We start from the raw sequence: 24,718 nt of genomic DNA on the forward strand, positions 1-24,718 counted from the left end.
AAATCTGGCTACTCAGAAGGGTTTACCTTTCATGCGAATTCCACGCATTTATCAGACTGCTTCAAGCCCCTGGAGCATTGGTGAAATGATTGAGCTTGAAGCCGATGCAGCGAATCATGTTGGTCGAGTTTTACGAATGAACACGGGGCAGCAACTTGAACTTTTTAATGGTGACGGCAGTAATTACGCTGCGACAATTATTGAATCGTCAAAACGCTCGGTTACTGTGCAAGTCGAGCATATTGAAGCAAATGCATCGGAGTCTGCTGTGCACATTCATCTCGCGCAAGGCATATCGCGCGGTGACCGAATGGATTTTGTTTTGCAAAAATCAGTGGAATTAGGTGTGGCAGAAATTACACCTCTGTTCACGGAGCGTTGTGGCGTTAAGCTGAGTGGAGAGCGGCTATTGAAAAAACAGCAGCAATGGCAAAAAATAGTTATAGCCGCTTGTGAACAAAGTGGCCGTAGCAAGGTTCCAACAGTACATACGCCGGTGTCATTTAACCAGTGGTTGACGCAGTTACCGGAAGGGCTTCGCCTAACTCTCGACCCCTATGCTGAAAAGCCATTGCGAGATCTCGCCGAATATCCGGAGAAGTTGACCCTTTTTATTGGCCCAGAAGGCGGTCTTAGTGACCATGAAGTGACAAGCGCCAGTGAACATGGTTTTTTGCCAGTTCGCCTTGGTCCTCGCATTCTGCGTACCGAAACGGCCGCACTGACGGCTTTAAGTATTATTCAATATCAATTTGGCGACCTAGCCTAACTGATGGCTTAACGATTAGCCTAATTAAGGAATTCTAATGAAACTTGCGATGATTATGGACCCGATTGAATCGGTTAAAACCTACAAAGACACAAGTTTTCGTTTGCTGCTTGAAGCTCAGGCGCGAGACTACGAAATCTACTATCTCACCATGAATGATTTGTCGCTCATTGAAGGTGAGCCGATGGGTAACGCCCGTTCACTGCAAGTTGTCGACCAACCGACCGATTTTTATACACTAGGCGAGCCGACAGAAATGAATTTGGGTAGTTTTGATGTCATTTTAATGCGCAAAGACCCGCCGTTTGATACCGAGTTTGTTTACGCGACGTACTTACTTGAGCTAGCCGAGCGTCGCGGTGCTCTGGTGGTGAATAAACCACAAAGCTTGCGAGATTGTAATGAGAAACTCTTCACCGCTTGGTTCTCTGATCTCACCCCGCCAACGATTGTTACCCGTCGTGCCGAACAGATCCGTGCGTTCCACGAGCAGCATCGTGACATTATTCTAAAACCATTGGACGGCATGGGTGGTGCTTCAATTTTCCGTGTTCGTGATGATGGTACTAATTTAGGTGTGATTATTGAAACCCTAACCAACCATGGTCAGCAGTTCGCCATGGTACAAAAATACCTACCAGAAATTAAAGACGGCGATAAACGTATTTTGATTATTGATGGTGAGCCAATGCCATATTCCCTTGCTCGCGTTCCATCAGCAGGTGAAACTCGCGGCAATTTAGCCGCTGGTGGCACCGGCCGCCCGCAGCCGCTTAGCGAATCGGACTGGGAAGTTGCGCGTCAAGTTGGCCCAGAATTAAAACGTCGTGGTTTAACCATCGTCGGCTTAGATGTGATTGGCGACCGCGTGACCGAAATAAATGTCACCAGTCCTACTTGTATGCGTGAAATTGAGGCCGCATATGATATTAATATCGCTGCCAAAGTTTTTGAGGCCATTGAGCGCCAGCTTGGCATGTGTTGATTGTTGTAAACATCATGCTATTGCGGAGAAGTTAAACAGATGGAAACCTTACAAAGCCTGCAAAATCACTTTTTGATCGCTATGCCGAGCATGGATGATCCGTATTTTGCGCGCACAGTCACTTATATTTGTGAACACAATGCGGAAGGCGCTATGGGGCTCATCATTAATCAACCGGTGGAGCTAAGCGTCGAAGATTTGTTGGAAAAGTTGGAAATTGTGATTCCAGAGCATAACCAACGATTGGATGGCCCTGTCTATTCAGGCGGCCCACTTGCTCGCGACCGTGGTTTCGTATTGCACTCAGCCGATCAAAATTGGCGTAGCTCAGTACAGCTTAGCGATGATGTTGTGATTACCACATCGAAAGATATTCTTGAGGCGATGGGTAAAGGCAATATGCCAAGTGACTACTTACTCACCTTGGGTTATGCGGGCTGGGAAGCAGGCCAACTTGAACGCGAATTAGCCGAGAATAGTTGGCTGACCATCCCTGCTGATAACGACATTTTGTTTCACACGCCAAGCAAAGAGCGTTGGCAAAAGGCGGTGAAGAAATTGGGTATTCAAACATGGCAGCTTGGTCCTGACGTGGGGCATGCATGAGCCAAGTCATCGGCTTCGATTTTGGTACACACAGTATTGGTGTCGCCGTTGGTCAAACGATTACCGGTACTGCCTCACCACTTGCGGCGCTGAAAGCTAAAGATGGCCAACCGAGCTGGGATGCTGTCGAAAAGTTGATTAAGGAATGGCAACCGGAGTTTCTTGTGGTTGGTTTGCCGCTGAATATGGATGGCACTGAGCAACCGCTTACCGATCTTGCTCGCAAGTTTGCGAATCGACTGCATGGTCGCTTCGGCATTCAAGTGGTATTGCAAGATGAGCGCTTAACCACGGTAGCTGCAAAAGAAACCCTATTTGGCCGCGGCGGCTATAAACAATTGCAAAAAGGCAAAGTTGATAGCGCCGCTGCTCAGTTGATACTTGAAGATTACTTTAACCAGAATTAAAGATTTTCTTCTGCGTATTGTGCCAACGAACTACGTACGACACCGTTGAGGTTCACCGTTGCACTGCCTGGGTAGTCTTTGAACCGCTCCACTATGTAGGTTAAACCTGACGTTACTGCAGTTAAATAGTAACTATCAATCTGCGCTAAGTTCCCCGAACAAATAATTTTTGTGCCGGTACCACAACGGGTAATAATGGTTTTCAATTGAGATGCGGTTAGGTTTTGCGATTCGTCTAACAGTACAATTGCGTTTTGAATACTGCGACCTCGCATAAAATTCAACGATTTAAACTGAATATTCGCCTTGTTCATGATGTAGTTTAGGCTCGATTCCATGCTCTCATCGTGTTTATGCAATACCTCGAGTGAATCGGTGATTGCCGCCAGCCAAGGCGCCATTTTCTCTTCTTCAGTACCGGGCAAATAACCAATCGACTCAGCAATTTCTGGGGTATTTCGTGTAACAATGATTTTCTCGTAAATACCCTGTTCAACCACCAATTCGAGTGCTGAAGCTAAAGCTAGTAGTGTTTTACCGCTACCCGCAGGCCCCGTCAAAATAACAAGATCAATTGCTGGGTCGAGTAAAGCGTTCATTGCCATAGCCTGATAAATGTTCTTGGGCTGAATGCCCCAAGCCCGATAGCTCATCATACGCTCAAACCCAATGTCATGAAGGCGCACGTGTTGGTTATCGTAACCAACGACCTTTGCAGCAAAGTGTTCAGTTTGGTCAATAATGTATTGATTACGAAAAACCGTAGGCAATACTTTGCGCTCCACTTCGTGAAACGTTTCACGCCCCTCTTGCGCACTGGTTACCTCCCCCACGTGCTCCCAAAAGTCACCTTCAATTTCAACAAAGCCTTTTGAGAGAAATCGAATATCATCAATTAATTGGTCGGTGCGGTAATCTTCAACATGCTTCACGCCGGCGCCCTTGGCCTTTAAACGCATGTTGATATCTTTCGTAACCAGAACAACTTTCGTATCAGGATGTTGGTGTTGAATGGCCAGCGCCGATTGAATAATTCGGTGATCATTCTCGGACAGGTTTAACACGGCATCCTGCTGTTTTAACTGGTAATCTGGAAATATTGCTAAGGTACCTTGAGCTTGGTGAGCACCTTGCATATTGCTTAACGGAACGCCGGCAATAATTTGTTCTGGCGTGGCATCCTTCAATGCGTTTTCCAGTGAGCGAATTGCCGTTCGCGCTTCGCGGCTAACGTCTTTATGACGGTCTTTAATGTTATCGAGCTCTTCTAACACCACCATCGGAATCACAACGTGGTGTTCATCAAAATTCAAAAACGCGAGGGGTTCATGGAGGAGAATATTGGTATCAAGCAGGTAATACTTTGGAACGGTTTCAGTCATAACGGACCTCAAGCTACGTTGATATTTTAGTGATTGTGATAACGTGCCTTTCATTTCTAAGACTAGCCTAACTTTTATGAAAATGGTGTGAATATTGAAATAATTTTCGCTACCATGTGCGCCCTTTTTATCGACTATGCTGTATAGGTCATTTATTCATGGTAGCGAACGCAACATCAATGCAATTTATTCCAGGTCAACGCTGGCTCAGCGAAACCGAAATGGAGCAAGGCTTGGGTATGGTAAGCCAGCTTCAAGGACGCATGGTCACGGTGTTATTTCCCGTTACCGGCGAGTTTCGCCATTACGCAATGAATGAAGCGCCACTCGCTCGTTATCGATTGCTGGTTGATGAACAAGGGCACCATGGTGATGGCTGGTCTTTTCGTGTAACTCAAGTTGAAGAGCACGAAGGGCTTCTAACCTATCACGGCATGCGTGAAGACAACGATGAAGCCGTTGTCGTGCCCGAGGCACAGCTTGCGGCACAGGTAGCCACCAACCATCCGCTGACGCGGATTCTTGCCGGCAAAGTCGATCGCCTCGATATGTATCAATTGCGCCAGCAAGCACAGCAACATTTACAGAGATGGCAAAGCAGCTCGGCTGCTGGTTTGATCGGGGCGCGAGCCGACTTATTACCACATCAGCTGTATGTTGCTGGACAGATAGCCGATCGTCATCACCCGCGCGTATTACTCGCCGATGAAGTTGGTCTTGGTAAAACCATTGAAGCTGGGTTGATTCTGCAGCGCCGACTGCTAACTGGGCGCAGTGAACGTATCTTGATTGTGGTACCAGACAGTCTTGCTCATCAATGGTTAGTCGAGCTACTGAGGCGATTTAACTTAGGCTTTAGCCTATTTGATGTTGAACGATGTGAGCAAGCGGCCCTTGATGGCGATGCCATTTTTGCCAGTGAACAACTCGTTTTAGTTCCGCAATCGTTGCTTGCAAACCCTATTTGGTCTGGCGAGTTGTTTGAAGTGAGTTGGGACTTACTTATTGTCGATGAAGCGCATCAACTCGCCCCAGCTGAAATATGCTTTGCGTTACTACAACAACTTTCCCAGCACGTTCCAAGTGTACTGCTGTTAACCGCAACACCGGAACAGGCGGGGTTAGAAGCCCATTTCGCACGCTTACAATTGTTAGACCCTGATCGGTTTAATAACTTCGAGGCTTTTGTTGAAGAACAAGAGAGTTATCAAGCCTTGGTACCAAAAGCTGAAGCGTTAGCCAACAGCGGGCAGTTGGAGGCGCTTGATGAGCTCTTAGACAGTTATGGTACTGGCCGAGTGATGTTTCGAAATAGCCGTCGTCACATCGGTGGCTTCCCGACACGTCATCTGCAAGTTACCGAGTTGGACGCGGGCGATGCTCTGCTCCAACGCTTTGAATGGTTAGTTGCCCTGCTCAAAGCTCATAAAAATGAGAAATTTGTACTCATATGTCGCAGCAGCGAATTGGTCTTGGCGTTGCACGAAATGCTGCGTGTACAACAAGGCATTCATGCCGCAGTATTCCATGAGGGGCTGAGCTTAGTTGAGCGCGACCGCGCTGCCGCCTACTTTGCCAGCCCTGAAGATGGGTGTCAGTTACTCTTATGTTCCGAAATTGGTAGTGAGGGACGCAACTTCCAGTTCGCCCAACACTTAATTCTGTTCGACCTGCCGCGACACCCTGACTTATTAGAGCAGCGTATAGGTCGACTTGACCGTCTTGGGCAACGAGAAGACATCTATATTCATGTGCCAGTGGTTGACAATAGCGCCGAACAAATTCTGTTTGCTTGGTATGAAGCAATGAATGCCTTTACCCAAACCAACGCTATTGGTGCCATGTTGTATCGCCACTTTGCACCAGCGCTCGAGCAACTCATTGATCACCAAACAAATGGCGATTTCGATGAGGAGTTGTTAAGTATAACGCTACAAGAAACTCGCGATATGGCGGCAAAAATGCGTGTCGCGGCAGATGCCGGACGCGATCGCTTACAAGAGCTCAATGCCTTTCGTCCTCATCAAATAAACGAGCTACTCAGCGCAATTGAAGCCATTCAACAACCTGCAGAACTCGAGCGATTCATGTTGTCGTTTTGGGATCGCTTTGGCCTCGAGTTCGATCGCTTGAATGACGATAGCGGCTGGTTATACCCAACCGATCAAATGCGTATACCTCTAGCAGAGCTACCAGAAGAAGGTTTGACAGTGACATTCTCACGTGCTTATGCGTTAGCACACGAATACGTGACGTTTTTGAGTTGGGATCATCCATTAGTGCAACAAGCGCTTGAACTATTGACGCGTGATACGTTTGGTAGCACAGCCGTTGCATTACTTCAAAATCGAGCTTTGCCTGCTGGTGCATGGTTTATTGAACTACAATTCAGTAGCGTTGTGCTAGCACCGAAACAGCTAGCCGTGCAGGAGTTTTATCCACATCATAGTTTCCGCGTTTTACTCGATGGTCAAATGCGCGACCTCACTAATAAAGTGGCTCCGGGCGCACTTGATAAACAATTGCAGTTTGTGGATAAGAAACAAGCTCGGCTATTACTCAAACAACTACGAACAGAATGCCAAACAGCCATACAGGCCGCTTGGAAGCCAGCCGAAGAGCAACAACATAAGGCACTTGCAAGCGCCAGCGAACAGGTTACTGAAGTGCTCAATCACGAGTTGGCACGTTTAATTAAGCTAAAACAATCGAACCCGTTAGTGCGCGATAGTGAGCTAAACGCTATTTCACAGCGTCGCGATGCGCTTCTGGCTGCATTCGAGCAACCATTGCTGCAACTCGATTCGGTTCGTATCATGGTGAATATGCCAGCATGACGCTATTGCACTATTCACCTCCAACAACGCCATACTTGGATATTGTCTATAGTGACGATGACGTGGTGGTTATTAATAAGCCGAGCGGTTTGCTTAGTGTTCCTGGCAAGGCTCCCGAACATCGCGACTCAGCTTGGTTTCGTCTAGAGCGAAGCTGTCCGCAAGTGCGCGTTATCCACCGTTTAGATATGGCCACATCAGGATTGTTGGTCTTTGCTCGAAATAAAGTGGCACAGGCATCGTTACAACGTCAGTTTGAACGGCGTACTGTCAGTAAATGCTATCGAGCACAGGTATGGGGGCATTTACCTGCACAACGTGGCGCAATTGACTTGGCACTGCGCTGTGATTGGCCAAATCGACCACGGCAGATGGTTGATTTGGTTCTTGGCAAGCCTGCACTCACCTTTTATCAGGTGATTGGAAAGCATGTGCATGGTGATATCGTCGCGCTCACGCCTTATACAGGTCGCTCACATCAGTTGCGTGTTCACATGCAGGCGCTTGGTACGCCAATAATTGGTGACAAATTTTATGCATCCAGTGAGGGATACGCTGCTGCAGCGCGGCTATTATTACACGCTGAACACTTGGCGTTTGATCAGCCCACAAGCGGTGAGCGTTTGGTCTTTAATTGCCCTGCCGACTTTTAATTAATTCATAAGCCGCTTGAATTTGTTGTGCTTTCGCTCGCGCTGATTCGCGCATTTCCGGCGGTAAGCCCTGTGCGGCAAGCTTATCGGGGTGATGCTTGTTCATCAATTTACGATAGGCCTTCTTGACCTCAGAAAAGCTTGCTGAGCGACTCACACCGAGCACGGCATAGGCATCATCAAGTTGATTCGCCGTGGTTTGCTGGCTGTACTGCTGCGAACTTCCGCCGGTGCCGAATCGCTGCCCGGCTTGTGCCATTTGCAATAAGATATCCAATTGTGCGCGACGAAACCCAAGTGCTTGCGTTACCTTCAGTAAAACCTCGTATTCGGCTTGCTCAAGCTGTCCATCGTGCAGTGCAATTGTTAGTAATTGCTCGAGGAAAAACTGCAGCAGATCTCGCCGCCACGCAAGTTGAGTTCGAAGTTGCTGAACGCGCTGAGTGAGCGGGAAATCAGATTGTTTACCTTCGCGAAAGCTCTCTTGAGCATCAATACGCGCTTCTTCTGAAAGCTGGAGGTGATCCATTAAGCGCGTGACGTAATCTATGTCTTGTTCGGTCACGCGGCCTTTTGATTTTGCTAAGTGCCCTAAAACGGCAAACAAAGTACTCACGAATTGCTGGGGTTGAGTGCTGTTTTGCTGCATTGCGCGGGTTAGTGATTTATCAAACCAGTGACCAATCATTAGTCCCAACAGTAGACCGATGAATCGCGCAAATAAAAAACCAAAAAAGCCGCCGAGAATTTTACCCCAGATCATGGGTACTCCTGTAATTGTGCTAGTCGCTTGGGAGTGCCGACATCAGTCCACTCCGCGGAAATAATCGATGCTGCGATTTGTTCGTTTTCAATACCACTGTCTAATAATGGCCGCAGTCGAATAAACTGTTCACTACCAGATTGGTAATCGCTAAATAACTGCGGCGAAAATAGCCCCATCCCGGTATAGGTATAAGTTTGCTTACTTCCCGTTGCCGCTTGTAACATGCCGCTTTGCACAGCGAAGTCGCCGTGGGCGTTATGCGGCGGGTTGTTCGCCAGCAATAGATGGGCAACAATACCAGCAGGAAGTTCACGAGGTAATGCACTGAAATCTAAAGTGGTGAAAATATCGCCGTTGATTACCCAAAATGGCTCGTCGCCAAGCATTGGTAACGCTCGAATAATACCCCCAGCGGTTTCTAATCCCCCCTCAGGTTCGGGTGAAAATAGAATTTCCAATCCAAACTGCTTGCCATTACCCAGAGCTTGCACCAATTGTTCGCCCAACCACGCATGGTTTATCACCACTTGTTTAATGCCTTGTGCGGCAAGTTTTTCCAAATGGTATTCAATGAGGGGCTTACCGCGCACCCGCAACAACGGCTTCGGCGTCGTATCGGTGAGTGGTCGCATGCGCTCGCCTCGACCAGCCGCCAGTATCATTGCTCGCACTAGATGCGCTCCTGCAGTGCCGGCTGAATATGTTCTGCTAGCCAGCGCCGATAGTCGGCAAATTCTGGGTAGAGCCCAGCGACATCGTATAAATAGCCGACCGTTCTCGGAATATCCTGCAAATAGCCCGCCTTACCATCGCGGTGATAAAGCCGTGCAAAAATACCCGCAGCCTTGGTATGGCGTTGCATTCCCATTAAATCAAACCAACGTTGCCACTGCGATTGTTCCACTGTACTAGGAAGGAGTTGTTGCTCTTGCAATCGTTCAAATAGTTCATTGCTCAGTTCAATCACTTGCTGTTGCGGCCAACGCACATAACAGTCTCGCAATAAGCTGACGGCATCATAAGTAATTGGCCCTTTCACCGCATCTTGAAAGTCAATATAGGCTAGTTCGCCATTCCCTTGCACCATGATATTACGCGCGTGGAAATCGCGGTGAACGCCAACCTGTGGTTGCTGTAGAGCGTTTTCTATCAATACGTCTGTAACTCGTCGCCACATCGCTTGGTGCTCACCAGTCAAGTCTAAACCAAGATGCTCAACCACCAGCCAATCATGGAATAAGTCGATTTCACGGCGCAGAAGTGCCGTATCATAAGGAGGCAATTCACCGAGTTCGGTGCTTGTTACTGGCATGATGTCACATAAATCGCGTAATGCTTTACGATACCAGTCTAACATTGACGAGTCGGTCAATTCACTGAGCAACAGGGTCGAACCTAAGTCACTCAATAACATAAAGCCTTGCTTTTCGTCTGACGCGATAACCGAAGGAACCAAGACACCAGCTTCGGCATATGCTTGCGCGATAGCTATAAATGGTTGCAATGACTCCTGTGGTGGCGGCGCATCAACGGCAATAAGACTGCGATGACCATCAGAGCAGCGAAAATAACGACGAAAACTCGCATCTCCGGAAACTGGCTGCAATTGCTGTTGATGATACCCGGTGACTGCTTCGCACCAAGCTTGCAGTTTCAGTTCTCGTTGTTCGTTCACATCACCCTCACATTGCGTCAATATTCGCCAACTCGTTCTACTTTCGTAAGATTCTAAAAAAACCACAGTGTAGCAAATGGCGAGAGAATAAAAATTGCTTTATCATACCCTGCACATTGTGAAGGACAACCCAGGGTAAACCGCTCTATGCAAAAAATTTTTCAGACGTCATTTTGGACAGTCGCGCTAAGTGTTAGTTGTGCCACTGTTCATGCACAGCAGTCTTCGTCTGCGGTGCTGTCTGAAGTTTGCCCGTTACCTGCGCCACTATTTAAGACGCCGATACAACCTATCGAGAACTTGCAACCCGGTGCCATCGGCGTACGCGCAGATCGCGCCGATATCGATTCTCAATCTCAAGTTGCATCGTTCTTCGGTAACGTTGAAGTTCAGTTTGATCAGCAACAATTGAGAACTCAACAAGCACAGATTGATCAACTAAGCGGTAATATCAACGCCAGTGGCGCAACGCTATTTACAGACGGTTACGTTCAAGTGTCATCGGAAAACTTTCGCTTAAATTCGGGCGAAAATCGGGCTTTTTTGAGCGGTGCTGAATATCAACTAACTGAAACCGGAGCCCATGGTAAAGCCGATATTTTATCGTTATCACCACAGCAAGTTTTGCTTGAAGGCTCAACATTTACAACCTGCCCGAGTGATAGCCCAGTTTGGCAAATGAGCGCTCAAGAAATATCGTTAAACGAAGACGAAGAATGGGGTGAAGCTTGGCATGCCAAATTTGAATTGTTCGGCTTACCAGTGCTGTATCTGCCATATATTAACTTTCCAGTTACCGATGCACGCAAATCAGGTTTTTTATTTCCGACTTTTGGATCGTCACAAAAAAATGGTTTTGAGGTTGAAGTTCCTTATTACTTCAATATCGCACCGAATATGGATGCCACAATTGCGCCACGTTATATGGCCGAGCGCGGCACACAAATTCAGGCTGAATTTCGAACACTAAGCGAAACCGGTAATGGCCAATATAATGTTGCTTATCTTGAGCAAGACAAAAGCACCGACGACAACGCTGCTCGTTATTTGTGGCGTATTGAGCAAAATCAACGTTGGGGCGAACACTGGCGCGGATATATCAACGGCACATTTATTAGCGATGATGATTACTTAAACGATTTAGGCAGCGATTTTGCAGGCCGAGCTGATGCGCAACTATATCGACACGCTCAACTTGATTACCTCAACGAGAACTGGCAAGTGACCATGCGCGCTGAGGATTTTGAATTGCTTGGCTCGTATCGTTCGCCTTATCGAACCATGCCGCAAATTAAAAGCTATTACGCCGCCAACGCCGGCTTTGATGTTGATTTTGCGTTGTTTGCTGAAATGTCCCACTTCCAAAATCAGGACTTGAGCCAGGACACGGCGACTCGAATGCATATTGAGCCACAGTTGAGTTATCACTTAGAACAACCGGGTTACGATTGGTTAGCGGAACTCAGCTATGCCTACACTTATTACAATCAAGACGCAGATTTTGAGAATAATCGCTCGGAGAACCCTTCGCGTAGTCTTCCGACATTTCGCTGGCGTGGGCGAGTGAATCTAGAACGCAACATCGACATTAAACAACGCAATTATACCCACACGTTACAACCCCAAATTCAGTATTTGTATACGCCGTATCGTGACCAATCAGGTATTGGAATCTACGATTCGACCTTAATGCAAGACGATTACCAAGGGTTGTTTCGGGCTCGTCGATTTTCAGGCTTAGACCGTATCGCAGATGCCAATCAGGTTACGATAGGTGCCTCTTCAAGCTTGTTCGATCAACAAGCAAAAGAGATTGCGCGGGTGAGCTTTGGTCAGATCTATTATTTTGAAAATAGCCAAACTCAACTATTCGATACGAGTACTGAAACGTCCGAGAATCGTTCTGATCTGGCGCTAGAAACACGCTTTCGAATCAATGACAACATGTTCTTCAATAGCTCAATTCAATACAACCTAGAGCTAAATAGCACACGTAAAAGTCAAACGACTTTGGAATATCGTCTCAACGAGTTTAATTTAGTTCAGTTGAGCCACCGTACGGTAACGAATCTACTTGAGAATGACGTGGAACAAGTTGGCATGTTGGGTGTCGTAGAACTCAGCCCCCGTTGGCAACTTGCATCAAATTGGTACTACGATTTGCAAAACAGTCGTACCAACGATGCTTTCATTGCGTTACAGTACAGCGATTGTTGTTGGGCTATGCGAATAAGTGGTTATCGACGCATTAACCGCAATTTAGAAATAAATACCGGCGTCCCCGATTTAGGTGCGCCGGAGTTTGATAACGGAATTAGTGTACAATTCATTATAAAAGGTTTGGGCAGCGATAATCGCAGCTTACTTGATATGCTTGAACAAAGCTTGTTTGGCTATCGTCACCCGTTCCACTTAAGCAACTAGGTAGTATTCATGGGTAAAATTGTAAAGGTTTTCGTTGCAGCAATGCTGCTTTCATCAAGCGCTTCAGCATGGAGTCAACAACTACTTGACCGTGTCGCCGTTGTTGTCAACGAGGGCGTTGTTCTTCAAAGCGAAGTCGAACAATTGCTTCAACAAGTAAAACGAAATGCGCAGCAAAAAGGTACCGACCTGCCATCCGATCGCGTGTTGCGTATTCAAGCCATGGATCGTTTGATATTAGCTGAATTGCAGTTACAAATGGCTGAGCGCATGGGTATTACTATCTCCGATACGCAACTCCAACAAGCGTTAGAGGCTATTGCGCAAGATCAAAATATGTCAATGGATGAATTGCGTTCAACGACTGAAGCGAGCGGTACCAACTGGGATAACTATCGCGAAACAGTTCGTAAAGAAATGATCATTACCGAGACCCAACGCGCTACCGTTAGACGTCGTGTTTATGTATCGCCACAAGAAATCGAAAACCTTGTGAACGCGATGAAAGAAATGACCGAACAGGAAGTGGAATATCGCTTGAGTCATATCTTAGTTGGTTTTCGCGAGGGCGCCGATGCGGACGAGGTGCAAGCAACGCGCGAGCGCGCAGAGAAATTGTTAGAACGCTTACGTGACGGCGCAGATTTTTCGCAGGCGGCAATCACGTCATCGTCAGGTCCCCGAGCTCTTGAAGGTGGTGACCTTGGCTGGATGAATATTAATGCGATGCCGACGTTATTTGCTGATGCGGTTCGTGATAAGGGTAAAGGCGAGTTTATTGGTCCACTGCGTAGCGGTGTTGGTTTTCACATTTTGAAAGTCAGCGATGTTCGCGGTATTGAACAAGTACAAGTGGACGAAGTGAAAGCGCGTCATATTCTTATCAAACCATCAATTATTCTTTCTGAGCGTAAAGCGCAAGAGAAGCTTGCTGGCATTCGCGAGCGTATTCTAGCTGGCGAAGTCGAGTTTGCTGATGCCGCGCGCGAGCATTCTGCCGATCCTGGCTCTGCCGCTGCGGGGGGCGACCTTGGTTGGGCAGAACCGAATATTTATGCCGAAGAATTTAAGCGTCAAGTTGAGCGGTTACCAATTGGTGAGTTAAGTGAACCATTTGAAACTCAATTTGGCTGGCACATTGTTGAAGTCATGGAGCGTCGTCAATTAGATGCCACTAAGCGCAGTCAGCAAAATCGCGCATACCAGCTATTATTTAGCCGGAAGTATCAAGAAGAGCTTGAAAACTGGCAGCAAGAATTACGTGATCAAGCATACATTGAAACATTGATTCAATAAGGCAAACGATGACGGTTGCGCGAATTGCATTTACCCCAGGTGAACCGGCTGGTATCGGACCTGATTTAATTGTCAAACTCGCGCAACACGCTTGGCCAATTGAGCTTGTTGTGATTGCTGATGCAACATTGCTCGCACAGCGTGCAGCGCAATTAAAGCTCCCTTTAACTATTCGCCAATATACCCCTGATAAACCTGCTGTTGCTCAGGCTGCGGGTTCATTAACGGTGTGTCATACTCCCCTTGCTGAAGATGTCATTGTGCAGCAGCTCAATAGCAACAATGCCAAATACGTTTTGGCGACTCTTGAGCGTGCCAGTCAAGGTTGCCTAAGTCATGAATTTGCTGCCGTGGTTACAGGACCGGTTCACAAAGGTGTGATCAATCAGGCTGGAATTCCCTTTAGCGGCCATACCGAGTTTTTCGCGCAACATAGTAAAACAGCTCGTGTTGTCATGATGTTAGCGACTGAAGGCTTACGGGTAGCGTTAGTGACAACTCATTTACCGCTAAAAGATGTTGCAGCGGCAATTACTCGGGCTGCGGTTGAAGAAACCTTGCAAATTCTGCATGCTGATTTAGCTAAAAAATGGGGAATCGCAGCGCCTCGAATTTTAGTCTGCGGATTGAATCCCCACGCTGGTGAGCAAGGACATTTGGGTCGCGAAGAGATTGACCATATTATTCCTGCAATTCAAAGCATGCAAAGACAAGGATTCAAGGTGAGTGGCCCGTATCCAGCCGACACCGTGTTTCAGCCACATTATTTAGCCGAAGCTGACGCCATTGTCGCAATGTATCATGACCAAGGTTTACCTGTGTTAAAATACAAAGGGTTTGGCAATGCCATCAATATAACCTTGGGATTGCCATTTATTCGCACTTCAGTCGACCATGGTACCGCTTTGGACCGGGCTGGCACACACAACATAGATGACAGTAGTGCATTACTCGCTTTGCGCACTGCAATCGACATGGTAAATCGATGACAAAAACACATTTGGGTCACCGCGCAAGAAAGCGTTTTGGACAAAACTTCCTCCATGATCAATTCGTCATCAACGATATTGTTGACGCAATTAATCCGCAACCCAGCGATAACCTCGTTGAAATTGGTCCCGGATTAGCGGCTCTCACTGAGCCGGTCGTGGACCGCGCCGGTAAACTCACGGTGGTTGAGTTAGATCGCGATCTCGCTGATCGCCTCGAGCAGCATCCATTTTTAAAAAGTAAGTTAACCGTGTTTCGCGGCGACGCACTAAAAACAGATTTTCGGCAATTTGCCAGCGAGCAGCCGATTCGCGTTTTCGGTAACCTGCCCTACAACATTTCCACGCCACTTATATTCCATTTGTTGGAACATTTGGACGTTGTAGAAGATATGCACTTTATGCTGCAGAAAGAGGTTGTCGAGCGTTTAGCAGCAGAGCCAAACAGTAAAGCCTATGGGCGGATTAGCGTTGCCGTACAACAAGCATGTGCCGTTGAACCAGTACTTATGGTGCCACCGGGTGCATTTACTCCGCCGCCCAAAGTGGAGTCAGCTGTCGTGCGCTTGGTACCGCACAAAACATCGCCTTACCCAGTCAACGACCGAAAAGCGTTACATAAAATTTGTTTGATTGCTTTTAATCAACGCCGTAAAACAATTCGTAATAACCTCAAGCAAATTATGAACGACGAGCAGCTTGAGGCTCTAGGAATTGATCCAGGTGCTCGTCCAGAAACATTATCTGTAGCTGATTATTGCCGACTGGCGAACTGGTACAGTGAGCAGCAAGGTGACCATGCATAATATCGACATTCAAGTGAAAACTCATTTTATTGCTTCGCATTCAAATGAAAGCGCGAATGAATATGCATTCGCTTATACCATCACCATTACCAACCATTCCGACGTGACCGTTCAGTTACTGAAGCGCGCTTGGAAGATAACTGACGCCGATCATAAAATTACTCGCGTAGCCGGCGACGGTGTCGTGGGTGAACAACCACAGATTGCCCCCGGCGAGAGCTATAGCTATACCAGCGGCACGGTGCTCGCTACGCCAATTGGCACCATGGAAGGCTTCTACACAATGGTTGCAACATCAGGCGAGCATTTTGATGTTGAAATCCCTTCGTTTCGACTCGCTATTCCAAACATCATTCATTAGTCATGGCGCGCTATCTCGTTGGTGACATACAAGGCTGTGCCGCGCCACTAAAGCAAGCGCTCAAACAAATCAATTTTGATGCCAAGTTTGATGAGCTTTGGTGCGTTGGCGACATCATCGGTCGCGGCCCAAGCCCACTCGAATGTCTCGAATTGATACGCGACATGGGAACTGCCACCAAGATGGTTCTTGGTAATCATGATTTAAACCTGTTAGCGGTATTAAGCGGTGTTCGTGAAGCCAACCCCAACGATCGATTAGATACAGTCGTTAACTTACCAGAAAGCGAAAAGCGCGAATGGATAGATTGGTTAGTACAACACCCGCTATTAATACGTAGCGAAGATAATTTAATAATGACCCACGCTGGTATTTATCCGTGGTGGAGTGTATCTGAGGCAGAGTCATACGCTAAAGAAGTGTCTGAAGCACTCCAACAGGCATGGCGCTCAAACAAGCTCGACAAATTCTTAGTGGCTATGTACGGCAATGAACCAACGCAATGGTCAACCTCGCTCGAAGGAATGGACCGTATTCGGTTCTTTATAAATGTATTTACCCGCATGCGTTTCTGCGACCTCAGTGGCCATTTGAATTTTTCAGTCAAACAATCGCCTGACGATTGCAACGTCCCTGCACATCTCAAGCCTTGGTTTGAATTGTGGGATGTATCCGAGCACACCTTAGTATTCGGGCACTGGGCAGCATTGATGGGTAAAACATTACGCGATGATGTCATTGGCTTAGATACGGGCTGTGTTTGGGGCGAGTATTTAACCGTGATGCGATGGCCGGACGGCCATCGCATCAAAGTACGAGCTGCTGGTTAGCTCAAAGTGATTCGAGCAAACTTGCGTTTCCCAACTTGATAAACAGCAGTGGTTCCCGCCGTTAACGTTAGCTTGGTATCGCTAACTTTTTCTCCGTCGATTTTCACAGCACCTTGTTTGATCATTCGCATTGCTTCAGAAGTCGAAGCAACAAGCTCTGCGTCGCGCAATAAATTACCAATGGCCAATTCGCCATTATCACTGGTAATTGTGAGCTCTGGCATTTCATCAGGAATAGCGTTTTTACTGAAACGCTGAACAAAATCTTGTTCTGCAGCGTTCGCTGCCGCTTCATCATGGAAGCGCGCGATAATTTCTTTTGCTAATAACACTTTATAATCACGCGGGTTAGCGCCATCAGCCACTGCCTGTTTGAAGCTCTTGATTTCATCTAAAGGACGGAAACTCAATAACTCGTAGTAGCGCCACATCAATTCATCAGAGACCGACATGACTTTGCCGAACATGTCATTTGCGGGCTCGGTAATACCAATATAGTTACCGAGTGATTTTGACATTTTCTGCACGCCGTCTAAGCCTTCGAGCAACGGCACCATAATGACCGTTTGTGGCTTCTGACCTTCATCTTTTTGCAGCTCGCGTCCCATCAATAGGTTAAAGCGCTGATCGGTTCCACCTAACTCAACGTCCGCTTTCAATGCAACCGAATCCCAGCCCTGCACCAACGGATACAAAAACTCATGAATCGCAATTGGCTGACCTGAACCATAGCGCTTCTTGAAGTCATCGCGCTCAAGCATGCGCGCTACCGTCTGACGCGCGGCTAACTTGATCATGCCAGCCGCACCCAACTCATTCATCCATTCAGAGTTGAATCGAATTTTGGTTTTCGCCGGGTCCAAAATTTTAAATACTTGCTCTTTGTAAGTTTGCGCATTCGCTAGCACATCTTCTCGCGACAATGGCTTACGGGTGACATTTTTACCAGTTGGATCACCAATCATGCCGGTAAAATCACCAATTAAAAATATGATTTCATGACCTAGATCTTGAAATACGCGCATTTTGTTAATGAGAACGGTGTGGCCCAAGTGTAAATCCGGTGCAGTTGGGTCAAAACCGGCCTTAATGACAAGTGGTTTGCCACTTGCTAGCTTCTCTTTAAGCTCTTCTGCTAAAAGAATTTCTTCGGTACCACGCGCAATTTCCGCAAACGCATCCGCAGCTGACAAGGTCATATTCGGCTTTCTCCCTACGCAATTCAAATTGGCCACAAACCCCGCATTGTATGCTATTTCCTTAACTCTTTTAAGCGCAATTAATAGTAAATTGACTGGAAAATCGCCATGCTTCATATTATTCTGCAGTCTGACTTAAAAAAATAATGCGCTAACACATCGGAAGGTTATGAAGTCGATTCCTAAGTATATGACAAGATTCATCGCCGCTTTGCCGCGTCGACATCAAGTACTGCTCAGCTCTGTCTGCGCGGTAACACTCCTTGTTGTGTTGCTTCCATCCGAGTCTGCGACAGCATCTAAGCACGTTTCTGAACCACAATTAGGCCAAGCCGAATTAATCCTTGGACAACGCTATCAACTGCAGATTAATGTCGAAAACCCGCAATCAAATGCTTCGGGTCAGCAAGACACAACTGTACGTTGGAGCGGCTATGAAGTTCGTTCGGGTGACTCGTTAGCGCGTATTTTTGACCAAATGGGGTTCACCCCGCAGCAACTCTATCGCGTTACTCAAGACGCTCAGGCAGATAAACTCCTGCGCAAGATTCACCCAGGTGATACCTTACGCTTTGCCAAAGATGAACACGATGATTTGATTCAAATTGCTTATCAAATCAATCCAACTGATACGTTAATTGTTAGCAAATCGGAAAACGGTTTCGTTAGTGAAATTGAATCAAAAACAGTTGAAGTAAGAACTGAAACTGCGCACGCACGAATCACTTCGAGTTTTTGGAATGCGGGTATTGATGCCGGTTTGACTGAAGGTCAAATCATGAGCATTGCAGATATTTTTGGTTGGGATATCGATTTCGCGCTCGACTTACGTGAAGGTGATGAGTTTAGCGTCATGTTCGAGAAAGAGTATGCTGATGGCGAGTTCGTTGGTTATGGCCGTGTTCTCGCTGCTGAATTTGTAAACCGCGGCGAACACTACCAAGCCTTTTTACATGAAAACGGTGATTTTTATAATGCCGAAGGTCGAGCAATGCGGAAATCATTCCTGCGTTCACCGGTTAAGTTCACCTATATCAGTTCAAGTTTCAACCCGCGTCGCTTGCACCCTGTAACTGGTCAAGTTCGACCGCATAATGGTATCGACTACGCTGCTCAAACTGGCACACCAGTGATGTCCTCTGGTGCAGGTAAAGTGATTGCTAGCGCCTATAACAACCTAAATGGTCACTACGTGTTTATTCAACATGGTGAGCGTTATGTGACGAAGTACCTGCATTTGAGTAAGCGCCTTGTCAAGAAAGGGCAACGGGTGAAGCAAGGTGAACTGATTGGCCGCGTCGGCGCGACGGGTCGTGTTACCGGTGCGCACCTGCATTATGAGTTTTTAGTTGATGGCGTACATCGTAATCCACGCACAGTTAAGTTCCCACAAGCCGAATCACTGGTTGCTGCGGAACTGCCGGTATTCAAAGAGATAGCGCAACAGCGTCTCGCAGTTTTGAATGATAGTAAGCGGTTGTATTTGGCGATGCGCTGATGCCTCAACGTGAGCTCTTCCTCGGCCTCATGTCCGGTACTAGTATGGACGGGCTTGATGTGGTTCTCGTAGAGTTCGATGCAGCGCAACCAGAGCTTCTGCAACATCGTCAGTATCCCCTCGATGACGAGCTTCAAGAGCAACTACATATCCTTTGTCACGAATCAACAGGCGAACTTCACTTATGGGGTTGTGCCGATCGACGTTTCGCCGAGTTTTGTGCCGAATCGGTGAATCACTTTCTAACCTATTTCGATATTTCACCGAGTGCCATTAAAGCGATTGGGAGTCATGGACAAACGGTTCGTCATCAACCCGATCAGTCTCCAGCCTATACACTTCAGCTCGGTGATCCGAACACGCTCGCTGCGTTAACAGGAATACCTGTCGTCGCCGATTTTCGGCGCAAGGATATCGCCTTAGGAGGGCAAGGCGCCCCACTGGTTCCAGCATTTCATCAGGCCATTTTTAGTAGCTTTGACGAATCACGGGTTATTCTAAATCTTGGTGGTATTGCGAATATTACGTGGCTTCCAGGTACGCCGGCAGGGGTGACGGGATTTGATACTGGACCTGCAAATACACTACTAGACCGATGGTTTACAGCCTGTCATCCCAACCATGAAGATGATTTTGACCGACACGGTGCATTTGCCGCTCATGGGCAAGTTCTTGATGATGTTCTAGCGAAACTTCTTGATGATGATTATTTCAAACGTCCTCCACCTAAGAGTACTGGTCGTGAAGATTTCAATTTAAAGTGGCTTGAAAAGTACCTTGGCGATTTATCGAAATTTAAAGCAGAAGATTTACAAGCGACCCTAGTCGAACTGACAGCTTGCACCGTAGCTCAAGCCATCAAAGACTGGTTGCCAGAGCGACCCGAGACAATTTTTGTTGCGGGGGGTGGTGCTTACAACCCAATTTTAATGAGTGCTCTGAAGGCGAAGTTGCCACATTGCGGGTGGCATGCAACTTCGGTGCTTGGCGTTGCACCTCAACACGTAGAAGCCATGGCATTTGCCTGGCTTGCACGTTGCTATATGCATCGTGTGCCAGGCAATTTACCGGCTGTTACCGGAGCAAGCCGCCCAACTATACTCGGCGGCTTGTACTTACCGTAGTAAAACGTTGTCGTTTAACTTCCTAACTCAGCAAAAGCATCGCGAGTCAGATTCTCGTTGTTACCATCTGTTCCAACAACAATACTATCTTCAATGCGAATGCCGCCATATGGACGTAACTCGGCAATCTTATCCCAATTGAAGTCTTTGTTACCGGCATGTTCTTCGAGTAACTGATCAACAACGTAGAGGCCTGGCTCAATAGTGAACACTTGTCCTACTTCAACATCACGGAGTAAACGCAAGAATGGATGACGTGGATCGCGAGCAATGGTGTCACCACGATCATTCGCCAAGAACCCACCCACATCATGCACTTGCAAACCAATGAAGTGACCCAAGCCATGTGGGAAGAAGGCGCTGCTGTATCCTTGTTCGTAAATACTTTCAGCAGTTCCCTTAACAAAGCCAAACTCACCAAGAATTTTTGCAATTTTAAGGTGCTGACTAACATGCAGCTCGTAATAATTGATGCCTGGTTTAATTTCGCTTAACAAGCTTTGTTGCGCATCATCCATCGCTTCGATGAGATCCGCAAAGAAGCCCTCTTCACGTGAGTAAGTACGGGTGATATCCGCACAGTAACCGCGATACAATGCACCAGCATCAATCAGGAATGAACGTGATTGCTCAGGAGCGCTAGTTTCATATACATCGTAATGCAGTACCGCACCGTGTTCATTCAATGCCACAATGCTGTTATATGGTACTTGGCTTTCACGAAAATTAATGGCGGCAAGGTAAGCGTGATGAATTTCTAACTCACTAGCGCCAGCCATGAATGCATCACGAGCGGCAAGATGCGCCTTAGCCGCCAATTTATTCGCCTGCCGCATGTTTTCTACTTCCCACGCCGTTTTGATTGCGCGATGGAAGTGCAGATGATCGATTAAATTTGCTGGATTACGTGCCTTTACTGGCCAGCTCGCCACTGGCTCGGCAAAATCTTCGCCAATGAAAGCAGCGGATTTGATCTTGTCACCGAGCCAATCCGTCATTTTTTCTTGGTTATCAATAACGATCAGCTCAACGTGTTGCTGCCATTCTTCTGCGGGAATCTTCACTTCCGCGTGCCAGAAATCGCGAGGTTTGAACAAGAACACGACTGGCTTTTGCCCTGGCTGGTAAAAAATGGCACTCTTCGGGCTTTCGATGACAGGAACCCAATACTTAAACAGTGGATTCACTTTATAGGGAGCTGGATTATCGTCCAAGAAGGCGACGCGTGGTTGCCCTGCATAGATAAGAACAGAATCGAAACCAGTTGCGGTAAGAGCTTCGTCAAATCTGGCTTTAACTGTGGCGATATGGTCTGCGTATGCGCTCATAAATACCTCGGTTAGAATGTTTGGCAACATTCTAACCGAAACAACGCATTAACTCATCTCTAGATGGCGAAGCTTGACCCACAGCCACAGGTAGTCGTCGCATTCGGGTTATCTACAAAAAAACGTGCGCCTTGCAACCCTTCTTCGTAATTTACCGTGCCGCCAACCAAATATTGCAGACTCATTGGATCAACCACCAATGTCACACCGTTTTTCTCGATTTCCATATCACCAGGGTTGGTCTTTTCATCGAAGGTAAAACCATACTGGAAACCTGAGCAGCCGCCGCCTGTCACATACACACGCAGTTTCAACGCCGGATTTTCTTCTTCAGCGATAAGTTTTTTAACTTTGTTAGCTGCGGATTCAGTAAACTGAATAGGCATGGCTTGTGCAACATCTGACATAGTCTTTCGGTACCTCTTGAAAATTCTGGTGCTATTTTCTCTTACCTGACTAAAAGGGTCAAGTATTGCCTTGCAGAAGTTGGCTCCAATAGAAGCTTCGTGTCAGCGATTGATTCGAACCATCTATCTTCACTTCAACATCAATACGCTCCGGTAAAAAGTCTTCCGGTAGCACAAAATCACCCGCTTGGACGGTAAAGTATCGCATACTAAATTGACGATCTTTCGCTTCAATATTTGCCAGAGCCATTAAGTCAAAACTCGCCGACTTGCCGTCCTTTCGACCATGCAAACGCATGGTTAACGTCCCCTTAGTGAGGTTACGCAGACGTTCCATTTGCACCACTGCAATACGAAAATGATAATGGTCGGCGGCAATGTTCTGCTGTAACTCAAGCGAATCAATGACAACGCCACTGGCTTCCATTTCTGGCGCCATAATTTTTTGGTAGAACGTCAATTCACGACGCAAGGCAAAGTTCTCGTCCTGCGCCATCAGGAGCTCTTGCTGCAAACTTTGACTGGCAGCGCGTTCTATCCCTAATTCAACGGTCGCAATGTGCTGCTGATAATCAAAGGTTTCAGCTCGCTCATAAAGTTGCTCAATTGTCGCCTCTTGTTGAGCAACTTTATCGATAAGCTTTAAAACATGCCAATGACCACCCCAATAGCCAGCTAATGCACCGATAGCGATTGCTAGTGCAATGACACCCCAGCCACCAAAGCGGTGAACTAATGCTGCTGTTATGATATTTTGCTTCTCTTTCATGGGCTCACTTCTTATCATGAATTAGCGCCATGCTACGCAGGCACTGGTTAGGACGCAACTAAAAATAAACACATGGGCTTTCAGATGATTCTTTGGTTAAAAGCGTTTCACGTTATTTTTATGGTGGCTTGGTTTGCCGGCATCTTCTACTTACCTCGATTATTCGTGTACCACGCGCAGAACCAAAACGACGCTGTTCACGAGCAGTTCAAAGTTATGGAGCGCCGTTTACTCTACTTTGTAACGCCATTTGCCATCTTGACGTTGGTTTTTGGTCTCGCATTAATGTGGATTTATGGCAGCGCTTGGCTAAAAGCCAGCGGTTGGCTGCATGTAAAACTTGTCATCGTTACATTGCTCTACGTTTATCATGGCTATTGCTTTAAGCTGTTGGCCGATTTCAAACACAATCGAAACACCCGCAGTCATAGATTTTACCGCGTTTTTAACGAGATTCCGGTGCTTGCATTATTTGCCATCATCATTTTAGCCGTGGTCAAACCGTTTTAGCGGTTTGATCATTCTTTTTAAGCGCAGTTTCTGTTAAAGTACTGGCCCAGTGTGTGCAATCACTGCAGGGCCTTTCATCATGAATTTTACCGGTTCAAATATCCTTTCTGTTGAGCAATTCGATATCGACAGTATTCAGACTATTTTTGCTATTGCCGACCGCATGCAACCTTATGCTCGCAGGCAAAAACGTACCAAAGTGCTCGATGGTGCCATTCTAGGTAATTTGTTTTTTGAACCGTCTACCCGAACCCGTGTTAGCTTTGGCACCGCGTTTAATTTACTTGGCGGCGAGGTACGTGAAACAACCGGTATGGAGAGTTCCGCGCTAGCTAAAGGCGAATCACTCTACGACACGGCGCGCGTGCTCAGTAGCTACAGTGACGTGATAGCGATGCGTCATCCAAAATCTGGCTCAGTAGCCGAATTTGCCGAAGGTAGTCGCGTACCTGTTATCAATGGCGGTGACGGTGCGAACGAGCACCCAACTCAAGCACTACTTGATTTATATACCATCAAAAAAGAATTGGCTTATCACGGCCACGACGTTGATGGTATGCACATTTGCATGATCGGTGATTTAAAATTTGGTCGAACTGTGCACTCACTGTCGCGCTTACTCGCTATGTACAAGGATATTCGCTTCACTCTGATTTCGCCGCGAGAGCTGGCAATGCCTGATAGTGTACTTGAGGTGCTTGATAAGGCTGGCCATCGGGTTACCATTACCGATCAGGTTAGCGGAAGTTCGGATGCCGACATTGTCTATCAAACTCGCATTCAACAAGAGCGCTTTACAACGCCACAAGAAGCAGACATGTACCGTGGTAAATTCCGCCTCAACAGTGAAATTTATACGAAACACTACAAGCCGAACACCGTGATTATGCACCCGCTGCCGCGTGACTCACGCGCTGAAGCAAATGAATTAGATAACGATTTGAACCAAAACCCGAATTTAGCCATATTCCGTCAAGCAGATAATGGCGTTCTCATTCGGATGGCACTCTTTGCGCTCACTTTAGGTGTGGCCGATCAAATTGAAAAATACGAGTGCGACGTCAACTGGTATAGCGAAAAGCGCACCAGTTATTAAG

At 47.0% G+C, this 24,718-nt stretch carries 24 protein-coding genes; 16 read left to right on the top strand and 8 right to left on the bottom strand.

Translation table 11 applies throughout. From position 1 onward, the window contains the following. Nucleotides 1-31: 31 nt before the first annotated feature. Genes CWI76_RS10680 through ruvX form a run of 4 tightly spaced genes read left to right on the top strand, consistent with a single transcriptional unit; the run spans nucleotide 32 to nucleotide 2,767 of the window. Complete coding sequence (locus tag CWI76_RS10680; protein WP_126760341.1) at nucleotides 32-769, top strand: 16S rRNA (uracil(1498)-N(3))-methyltransferase; 738 nt, start codon at nucleotides 32-34, stop codon at nucleotides 767-769. 37 nt (nucleotides 770-806) lie between these two features. Continuing rightward, nucleotides 807-1,754 carry a glutathione synthase gene (gene gshB, locus CWI76_RS10685; RefSeq protein ID WP_126760342.1) on the top strand — a complete coding sequence of 316 codons (948 nt, stop codon included), beginning with the start codon at nucleotides 807-809 and terminating at the stop codon, nucleotides 1,752-1,754. A 39-nt stretch (nucleotides 1,755-1,793) separates the two neighbouring features. Beyond that, the gene (locus CWI76_RS10690) at nucleotides 1,794-2,360 is read left to right on the top strand and encodes a YqgE/AlgH family protein (RefSeq protein WP_126760343.1); all 567 of its coding nucleotides are present in this window, start codon (nucleotides 1,794-1,796) and stop codon (nucleotides 2,358-2,360) included. Continuing rightward, entirely contained in the window at nucleotides 2,357-2,767 is a 411-nt protein-coding gene (gene ruvX, locus CWI76_RS10695; protein ID WP_126760344.1) for a Holliday junction resolvase RuvX, read from the top strand. The genes CWI76_RS10690 and ruvX overlap by 4 nt, the downstream gene beginning before the upstream one ends. Here ruvX and CWI76_RS10700 read toward each other — a convergent pair. Then, nucleotides 2,764-4,149, bottom strand: a complete 1,386-nt coding sequence (locus CWI76_RS10700) for a PhoH family protein (protein WP_126760345.1) — start codon at nucleotides 4,147-4,149, stop codon at nucleotides 2,764-2,766. The two genes, ruvX and CWI76_RS10700, sit on opposite strands and share 4 nt — an antisense overlap. Nucleotides 4,150-4,307: 158 nt before the next feature. Between CWI76_RS10700 and CWI76_RS10705 the strand changes: the two genes are divergently transcribed. Beyond that, a complete protein-coding gene (locus CWI76_RS10705) occupies nucleotides 4,308-6,986 on the top strand; it encodes a helicase-related protein (RefSeq protein ID WP_241968021.1) in 2,679 nt (892 codons plus the stop codon). After that, nucleotides 6,983-7,639, top strand: coding sequence for a pseudouridine synthase (locus CWI76_RS10710; RefSeq protein ID WP_126760346.1), 657 nt, complete (start codon nucleotides 6,983-6,985; stop codon nucleotides 7,637-7,639). The genes CWI76_RS10705 and CWI76_RS10710 overlap by 4 nt, the downstream gene beginning before the upstream one ends. Here CWI76_RS10710 and djlA read toward each other — a convergent pair. The 3 genes from djlA to CWI76_RS10725 are packed head-to-tail and all read right to left on the bottom strand — an operon-like array spanning nucleotide 7,617 to nucleotide 10,080. Then, the gene (gene djlA, locus CWI76_RS10715; protein ID WP_126760347.1) at nucleotides 7,617-8,402 is read right to left on the bottom strand and encodes a co-chaperone DjlA; all 786 of its coding nucleotides are present in this window, start codon (nucleotides 8,400-8,402) and stop codon (nucleotides 7,617-7,619) included. The genes CWI76_RS10710 and djlA overlap by 23 nt on opposite strands. Then, nucleotides 8,399-9,067 carry an N-acetylmuramate alpha-1-phosphate uridylyltransferase MurU gene (murU, locus tag CWI76_RS10720; RefSeq protein WP_198678617.1) on the bottom strand — a complete coding sequence of 223 codons (669 nt, stop codon included), beginning with the start codon at nucleotides 9,065-9,067 and terminating at the stop codon, nucleotides 8,399-8,401. Before murU ends, djlA begins: the two co-directional genes overlap by 4 nt. A gap of 8 nt (nucleotides 9,068-9,075) precedes the next feature. Next, nucleotides 9,076-10,080 carry an aminoglycoside phosphotransferase family protein gene (locus CWI76_RS10725; RefSeq protein ID WP_126760349.1) on the bottom strand — a complete coding sequence of 335 codons (1,005 nt, stop codon included), beginning with the start codon at nucleotides 10,078-10,080 and terminating at the stop codon, nucleotides 9,076-9,078. 147 nt (nucleotides 10,081-10,227) lie between these two features. Between CWI76_RS10725 and CWI76_RS10730 the strand changes: the two genes are divergently transcribed. From CWI76_RS10730 to CWI76_RS10755, 6 genes are read left to right on the top strand one after another with little or no spacing between them, the layout of a single operon-like run. After that, nucleotides 10,228-12,504 (top strand): LPS-assembly protein LptD, encoded by a 2,277-nt coding sequence (locus tag CWI76_RS10730; RefSeq protein WP_126760350.1) that lies wholly within the window; start codon nucleotides 10,228-10,230, stop codon nucleotides 12,502-12,504. Between the two features lie 9 nt (nucleotides 12,505-12,513). Further along, a complete protein-coding gene (gene surA / locus CWI76_RS10735; protein ID WP_126760351.1) occupies nucleotides 12,514-13,800 on the top strand; it encodes a peptidylprolyl isomerase SurA in 1,287 nt (428 codons plus the stop codon). Between the two features lie 8 nt (nucleotides 13,801-13,808). Next, a complete protein-coding gene (gene pdxA, locus CWI76_RS10740) occupies nucleotides 13,809-14,789 on the top strand; it encodes a 4-hydroxythreonine-4-phosphate dehydrogenase PdxA (protein WP_126760352.1) in 981 nt (326 codons plus the stop codon). Next, a complete protein-coding gene (gene rsmA / locus CWI76_RS10745; protein ID WP_126760353.1) occupies nucleotides 14,786-15,595 on the top strand; it encodes a 16S rRNA (adenine(1518)-N(6)/adenine(1519)-N(6))-dimethyltransferase RsmA in 810 nt (269 codons plus the stop codon). The genes pdxA and rsmA overlap by 4 nt, the downstream gene beginning before the upstream one ends. Next, a complete protein-coding gene (gene apaG, locus CWI76_RS10750) occupies nucleotides 15,588-15,956 on the top strand; it encodes a Co2+/Mg2+ efflux protein ApaG (RefSeq protein ID WP_198678613.1) in 369 nt (122 codons plus the stop codon). Before rsmA ends, apaG begins: the two co-directional genes overlap by 8 nt. A 2-nt stretch (nucleotides 15,957-15,958) precedes the next feature. Continuing rightward, nucleotides 15,959-16,786 carry a symmetrical bis(5'-nucleosyl)-tetraphosphatase gene (locus CWI76_RS10755; RefSeq protein ID WP_126760355.1) on the top strand — a complete coding sequence of 276 codons (828 nt, stop codon included), beginning with the start codon at nucleotides 15,959-15,961 and terminating at the stop codon, nucleotides 16,784-16,786. On the opposite strand, the gene tyrS is transcribed toward CWI76_RS10755, so the two are convergent. After that, entirely contained in the window at nucleotides 16,783-17,985 is a 1,203-nt protein-coding gene (tyrS, locus tag CWI76_RS10760) for a tyrosine--tRNA ligase (RefSeq protein ID WP_126760356.1), read from the bottom strand. The genes CWI76_RS10755 and tyrS overlap by 4 nt on opposite strands. Nucleotides 17,986-18,175: 190 nt before the next feature. Between tyrS and CWI76_RS10765 the strand changes: the two genes are divergently transcribed. Further along, complete coding sequence (locus CWI76_RS10765; RefSeq protein WP_404409972.1) at nucleotides 18,176-19,483, top strand: peptidoglycan DD-metalloendopeptidase family protein; 1,308 nt, start codon at nucleotides 18,176-18,178, stop codon at nucleotides 19,481-19,483. Beyond that, nucleotides 19,483-20,607, top strand: coding sequence for an anhydro-N-acetylmuramic acid kinase (locus CWI76_RS10770; RefSeq protein WP_126760358.1), 1,125 nt, complete (start codon nucleotides 19,483-19,485; stop codon nucleotides 20,605-20,607). The genes CWI76_RS10765 and CWI76_RS10770 overlap by 1 nt, the downstream gene beginning before the upstream one ends. A gap of 14 nt (nucleotides 20,608-20,621) precedes the next feature. On the opposite strand, the gene pepQ is transcribed toward CWI76_RS10770, so the two are convergent. Genes pepQ through CWI76_RS10785 form a run of 3 tightly spaced genes read right to left on the bottom strand, consistent with a single transcriptional unit; the run spans nucleotide 20,622 to nucleotide 23,111 of the window. Beyond that, entirely contained in the window at nucleotides 20,622-21,935 is a 1,314-nt protein-coding gene (gene pepQ, locus CWI76_RS10775; RefSeq protein ID WP_126760359.1) for a Xaa-Pro dipeptidase, read from the bottom strand. A 59-nt stretch (nucleotides 21,936-21,994) separates the two neighbouring features. Further along, nucleotides 21,995-22,342, bottom strand: a complete 348-nt coding sequence (erpA, locus tag CWI76_RS10780) for an iron-sulfur cluster insertion protein ErpA (protein WP_092858575.1) — start codon at nucleotides 22,340-22,342, stop codon at nucleotides 21,995-21,997. 58 nt (nucleotides 22,343-22,400) lie between these two features. After that, on the bottom strand, nucleotides 22,401-23,111 hold the full coding sequence (locus tag CWI76_RS10785) for a DUF6776 family protein (protein WP_126760360.1): 711 nt from the start codon (nucleotides 23,109-23,111) through the stop codon (nucleotides 22,401-22,403). Between the two features lie 84 nt (nucleotides 23,112-23,195). Here CWI76_RS10785 and hemJ point away from each other — a divergent pair, with 84 nt between their 5' ends. Both hemJ and CWI76_RS10795 read left to right on the top strand, forming a co-directional pair. Next, on the top strand, nucleotides 23,196-23,621 hold the full coding sequence (hemJ, locus tag CWI76_RS10790; protein WP_126760361.1) for a protoporphyrinogen oxidase HemJ: 426 nt from the start codon (nucleotides 23,196-23,198) through the stop codon (nucleotides 23,619-23,621). A gap of 79 nt (nucleotides 23,622-23,700) precedes the next feature. Then, complete coding sequence (locus CWI76_RS10795; protein ID WP_126760362.1) at nucleotides 23,701-24,717, top strand: aspartate carbamoyltransferase; 1,017 nt, start codon at nucleotides 23,701-23,703, stop codon at nucleotides 24,715-24,717. Nucleotide 24,718 lies beyond the last annotated feature (1 nt).

The organism is Pseudidiomarina marina (assembly GCF_003987045.1).
Classification (GTDB): Bacteria; Pseudomonadota; Gammaproteobacteria; order Enterobacterales; family Alteromonadaceae; genus Pseudidiomarina; species Pseudidiomarina marina.

Bases quoted from the DNA above. Each gene is read 5' to 3' on its own strand.
- tyrS (WP_126760356.1), bottom strand. From the start codon at position 17,985: ATGACCTTGTCAGCTGCGGATGCGTTTGCGGAAATTGCGCGTGGTACC.
- CWI76_RS10710 (WP_126760346.1), top strand. From the start codon at position 6,983: ATGACGCTATTGCACTATTCACCTCCAACAACGCCATACTTGGATATT.
- CWI76_RS10770 (WP_126760358.1), top strand. From the start codon at position 19,483: ATGCCTCAACGTGAGCTCTTCCTCGGCCTCATGTCCGGTACTAGTATG.
- surA (WP_126760351.1), top strand. From the start codon at position 12,514: ATGGGTAAAATTGTAAAGGTTTTCGTTGCAGCAATGCTGCTTTCATCA.
- CWI76_RS10680 (WP_126760341.1), top strand. From the start codon at position 32: ATGCGAATTCCACGCATTTATCAGACTGCTTCAAGCCCCTGGAGCATT.
- ruvX (WP_126760344.1), top strand. From the start codon at position 2,357: ATGAGCCAAGTCATCGGCTTCGATTTTGGTACACACAGTATTGGTGTC.
- murU (WP_198678617.1), bottom strand. From the start codon at position 9,067: ATGATACTGGCGGCTGGTCGAGGCGAGCGCATGCGACCACTCACCGAT.
- CWI76_RS10785 (WP_126760360.1), bottom strand. From the start codon at position 23,111: ATGAAAGAGAAGCAAAATATCATAACAGCAGCATTAGTTCACCGCTTT.
- CWI76_RS10700 (WP_126760345.1), bottom strand. From the start codon at position 4,149: ATGACTGAAACCGTTCCAAAGTATTACCTGCTTGATACCAATATTCTC.
- CWI76_RS10705 (WP_241968021.1), top strand. From the start codon at position 4,308: ATGGTAGCGAACGCAACATCAATGCAATTTATTCCAGGTCAACGCTGG.
- djlA (WP_126760347.1), bottom strand. From the start codon at position 8,402: ATGATCTGGGGTAAAATTCTCGGCGGCTTTTTTGGTTTTTTATTTGCG.
- gshB (WP_126760342.1), top strand. From the start codon at position 807: ATGAAACTTGCGATGATTATGGACCCGATTGAATCGGTTAAAACCTAC.
- CWI76_RS10795 (WP_126760362.1), top strand. From the start codon at position 23,701: ATGAATTTTACCGGTTCAAATATCCTTTCTGTTGAGCAATTCGATATC.
- apaG (WP_198678613.1), top strand. From the start codon at position 15,588: ATGCATAATATCGACATTCAAGTGAAAACTCATTTTATTGCTTCGCAT.
- pdxA (WP_126760352.1), top strand. From the start codon at position 13,809: ATGACGGTTGCGCGAATTGCATTTACCCCAGGTGAACCGGCTGGTATC.
- erpA (WP_092858575.1), bottom strand. From the start codon at position 22,342: ATGTCAGATGTTGCACAAGCCATGCCTATTCAGTTTACTGAATCCGCA.
- CWI76_RS10765 (WP_404409972.1), top strand. From the start codon at position 18,176: ATGACAAGATTCATCGCCGCTTTGCCGCGTCGACATCAAGTACTGCTC.
- hemJ (WP_126760361.1), top strand. From the start codon at position 23,196: ATGATTCTTTGGTTAAAAGCGTTTCACGTTATTTTTATGGTGGCTTGG.
- rsmA (WP_126760353.1), top strand. From the start codon at position 14,786: ATGACAAAAACACATTTGGGTCACCGCGCAAGAAAGCGTTTTGGACAA.
- pepQ (WP_126760359.1), bottom strand. From the start codon at position 21,935: ATGAGCGCATACGCAGACCATATCGCCACAGTTAAAGCCAGATTTGAC.
- CWI76_RS10690 (WP_126760343.1), top strand. From the start codon at position 1,794: ATGGAAACCTTACAAAGCCTGCAAAATCACTTTTTGATCGCTATGCCG.
- CWI76_RS10755 (WP_126760355.1), top strand. From the start codon at position 15,959: ATGGCGCGCTATCTCGTTGGTGACATACAAGGCTGTGCCGCGCCACTA.
- CWI76_RS10730 (WP_126760350.1), top strand. From the start codon at position 10,228: ATGCAAAAAATTTTTCAGACGTCATTTTGGACAGTCGCGCTAAGTGTT.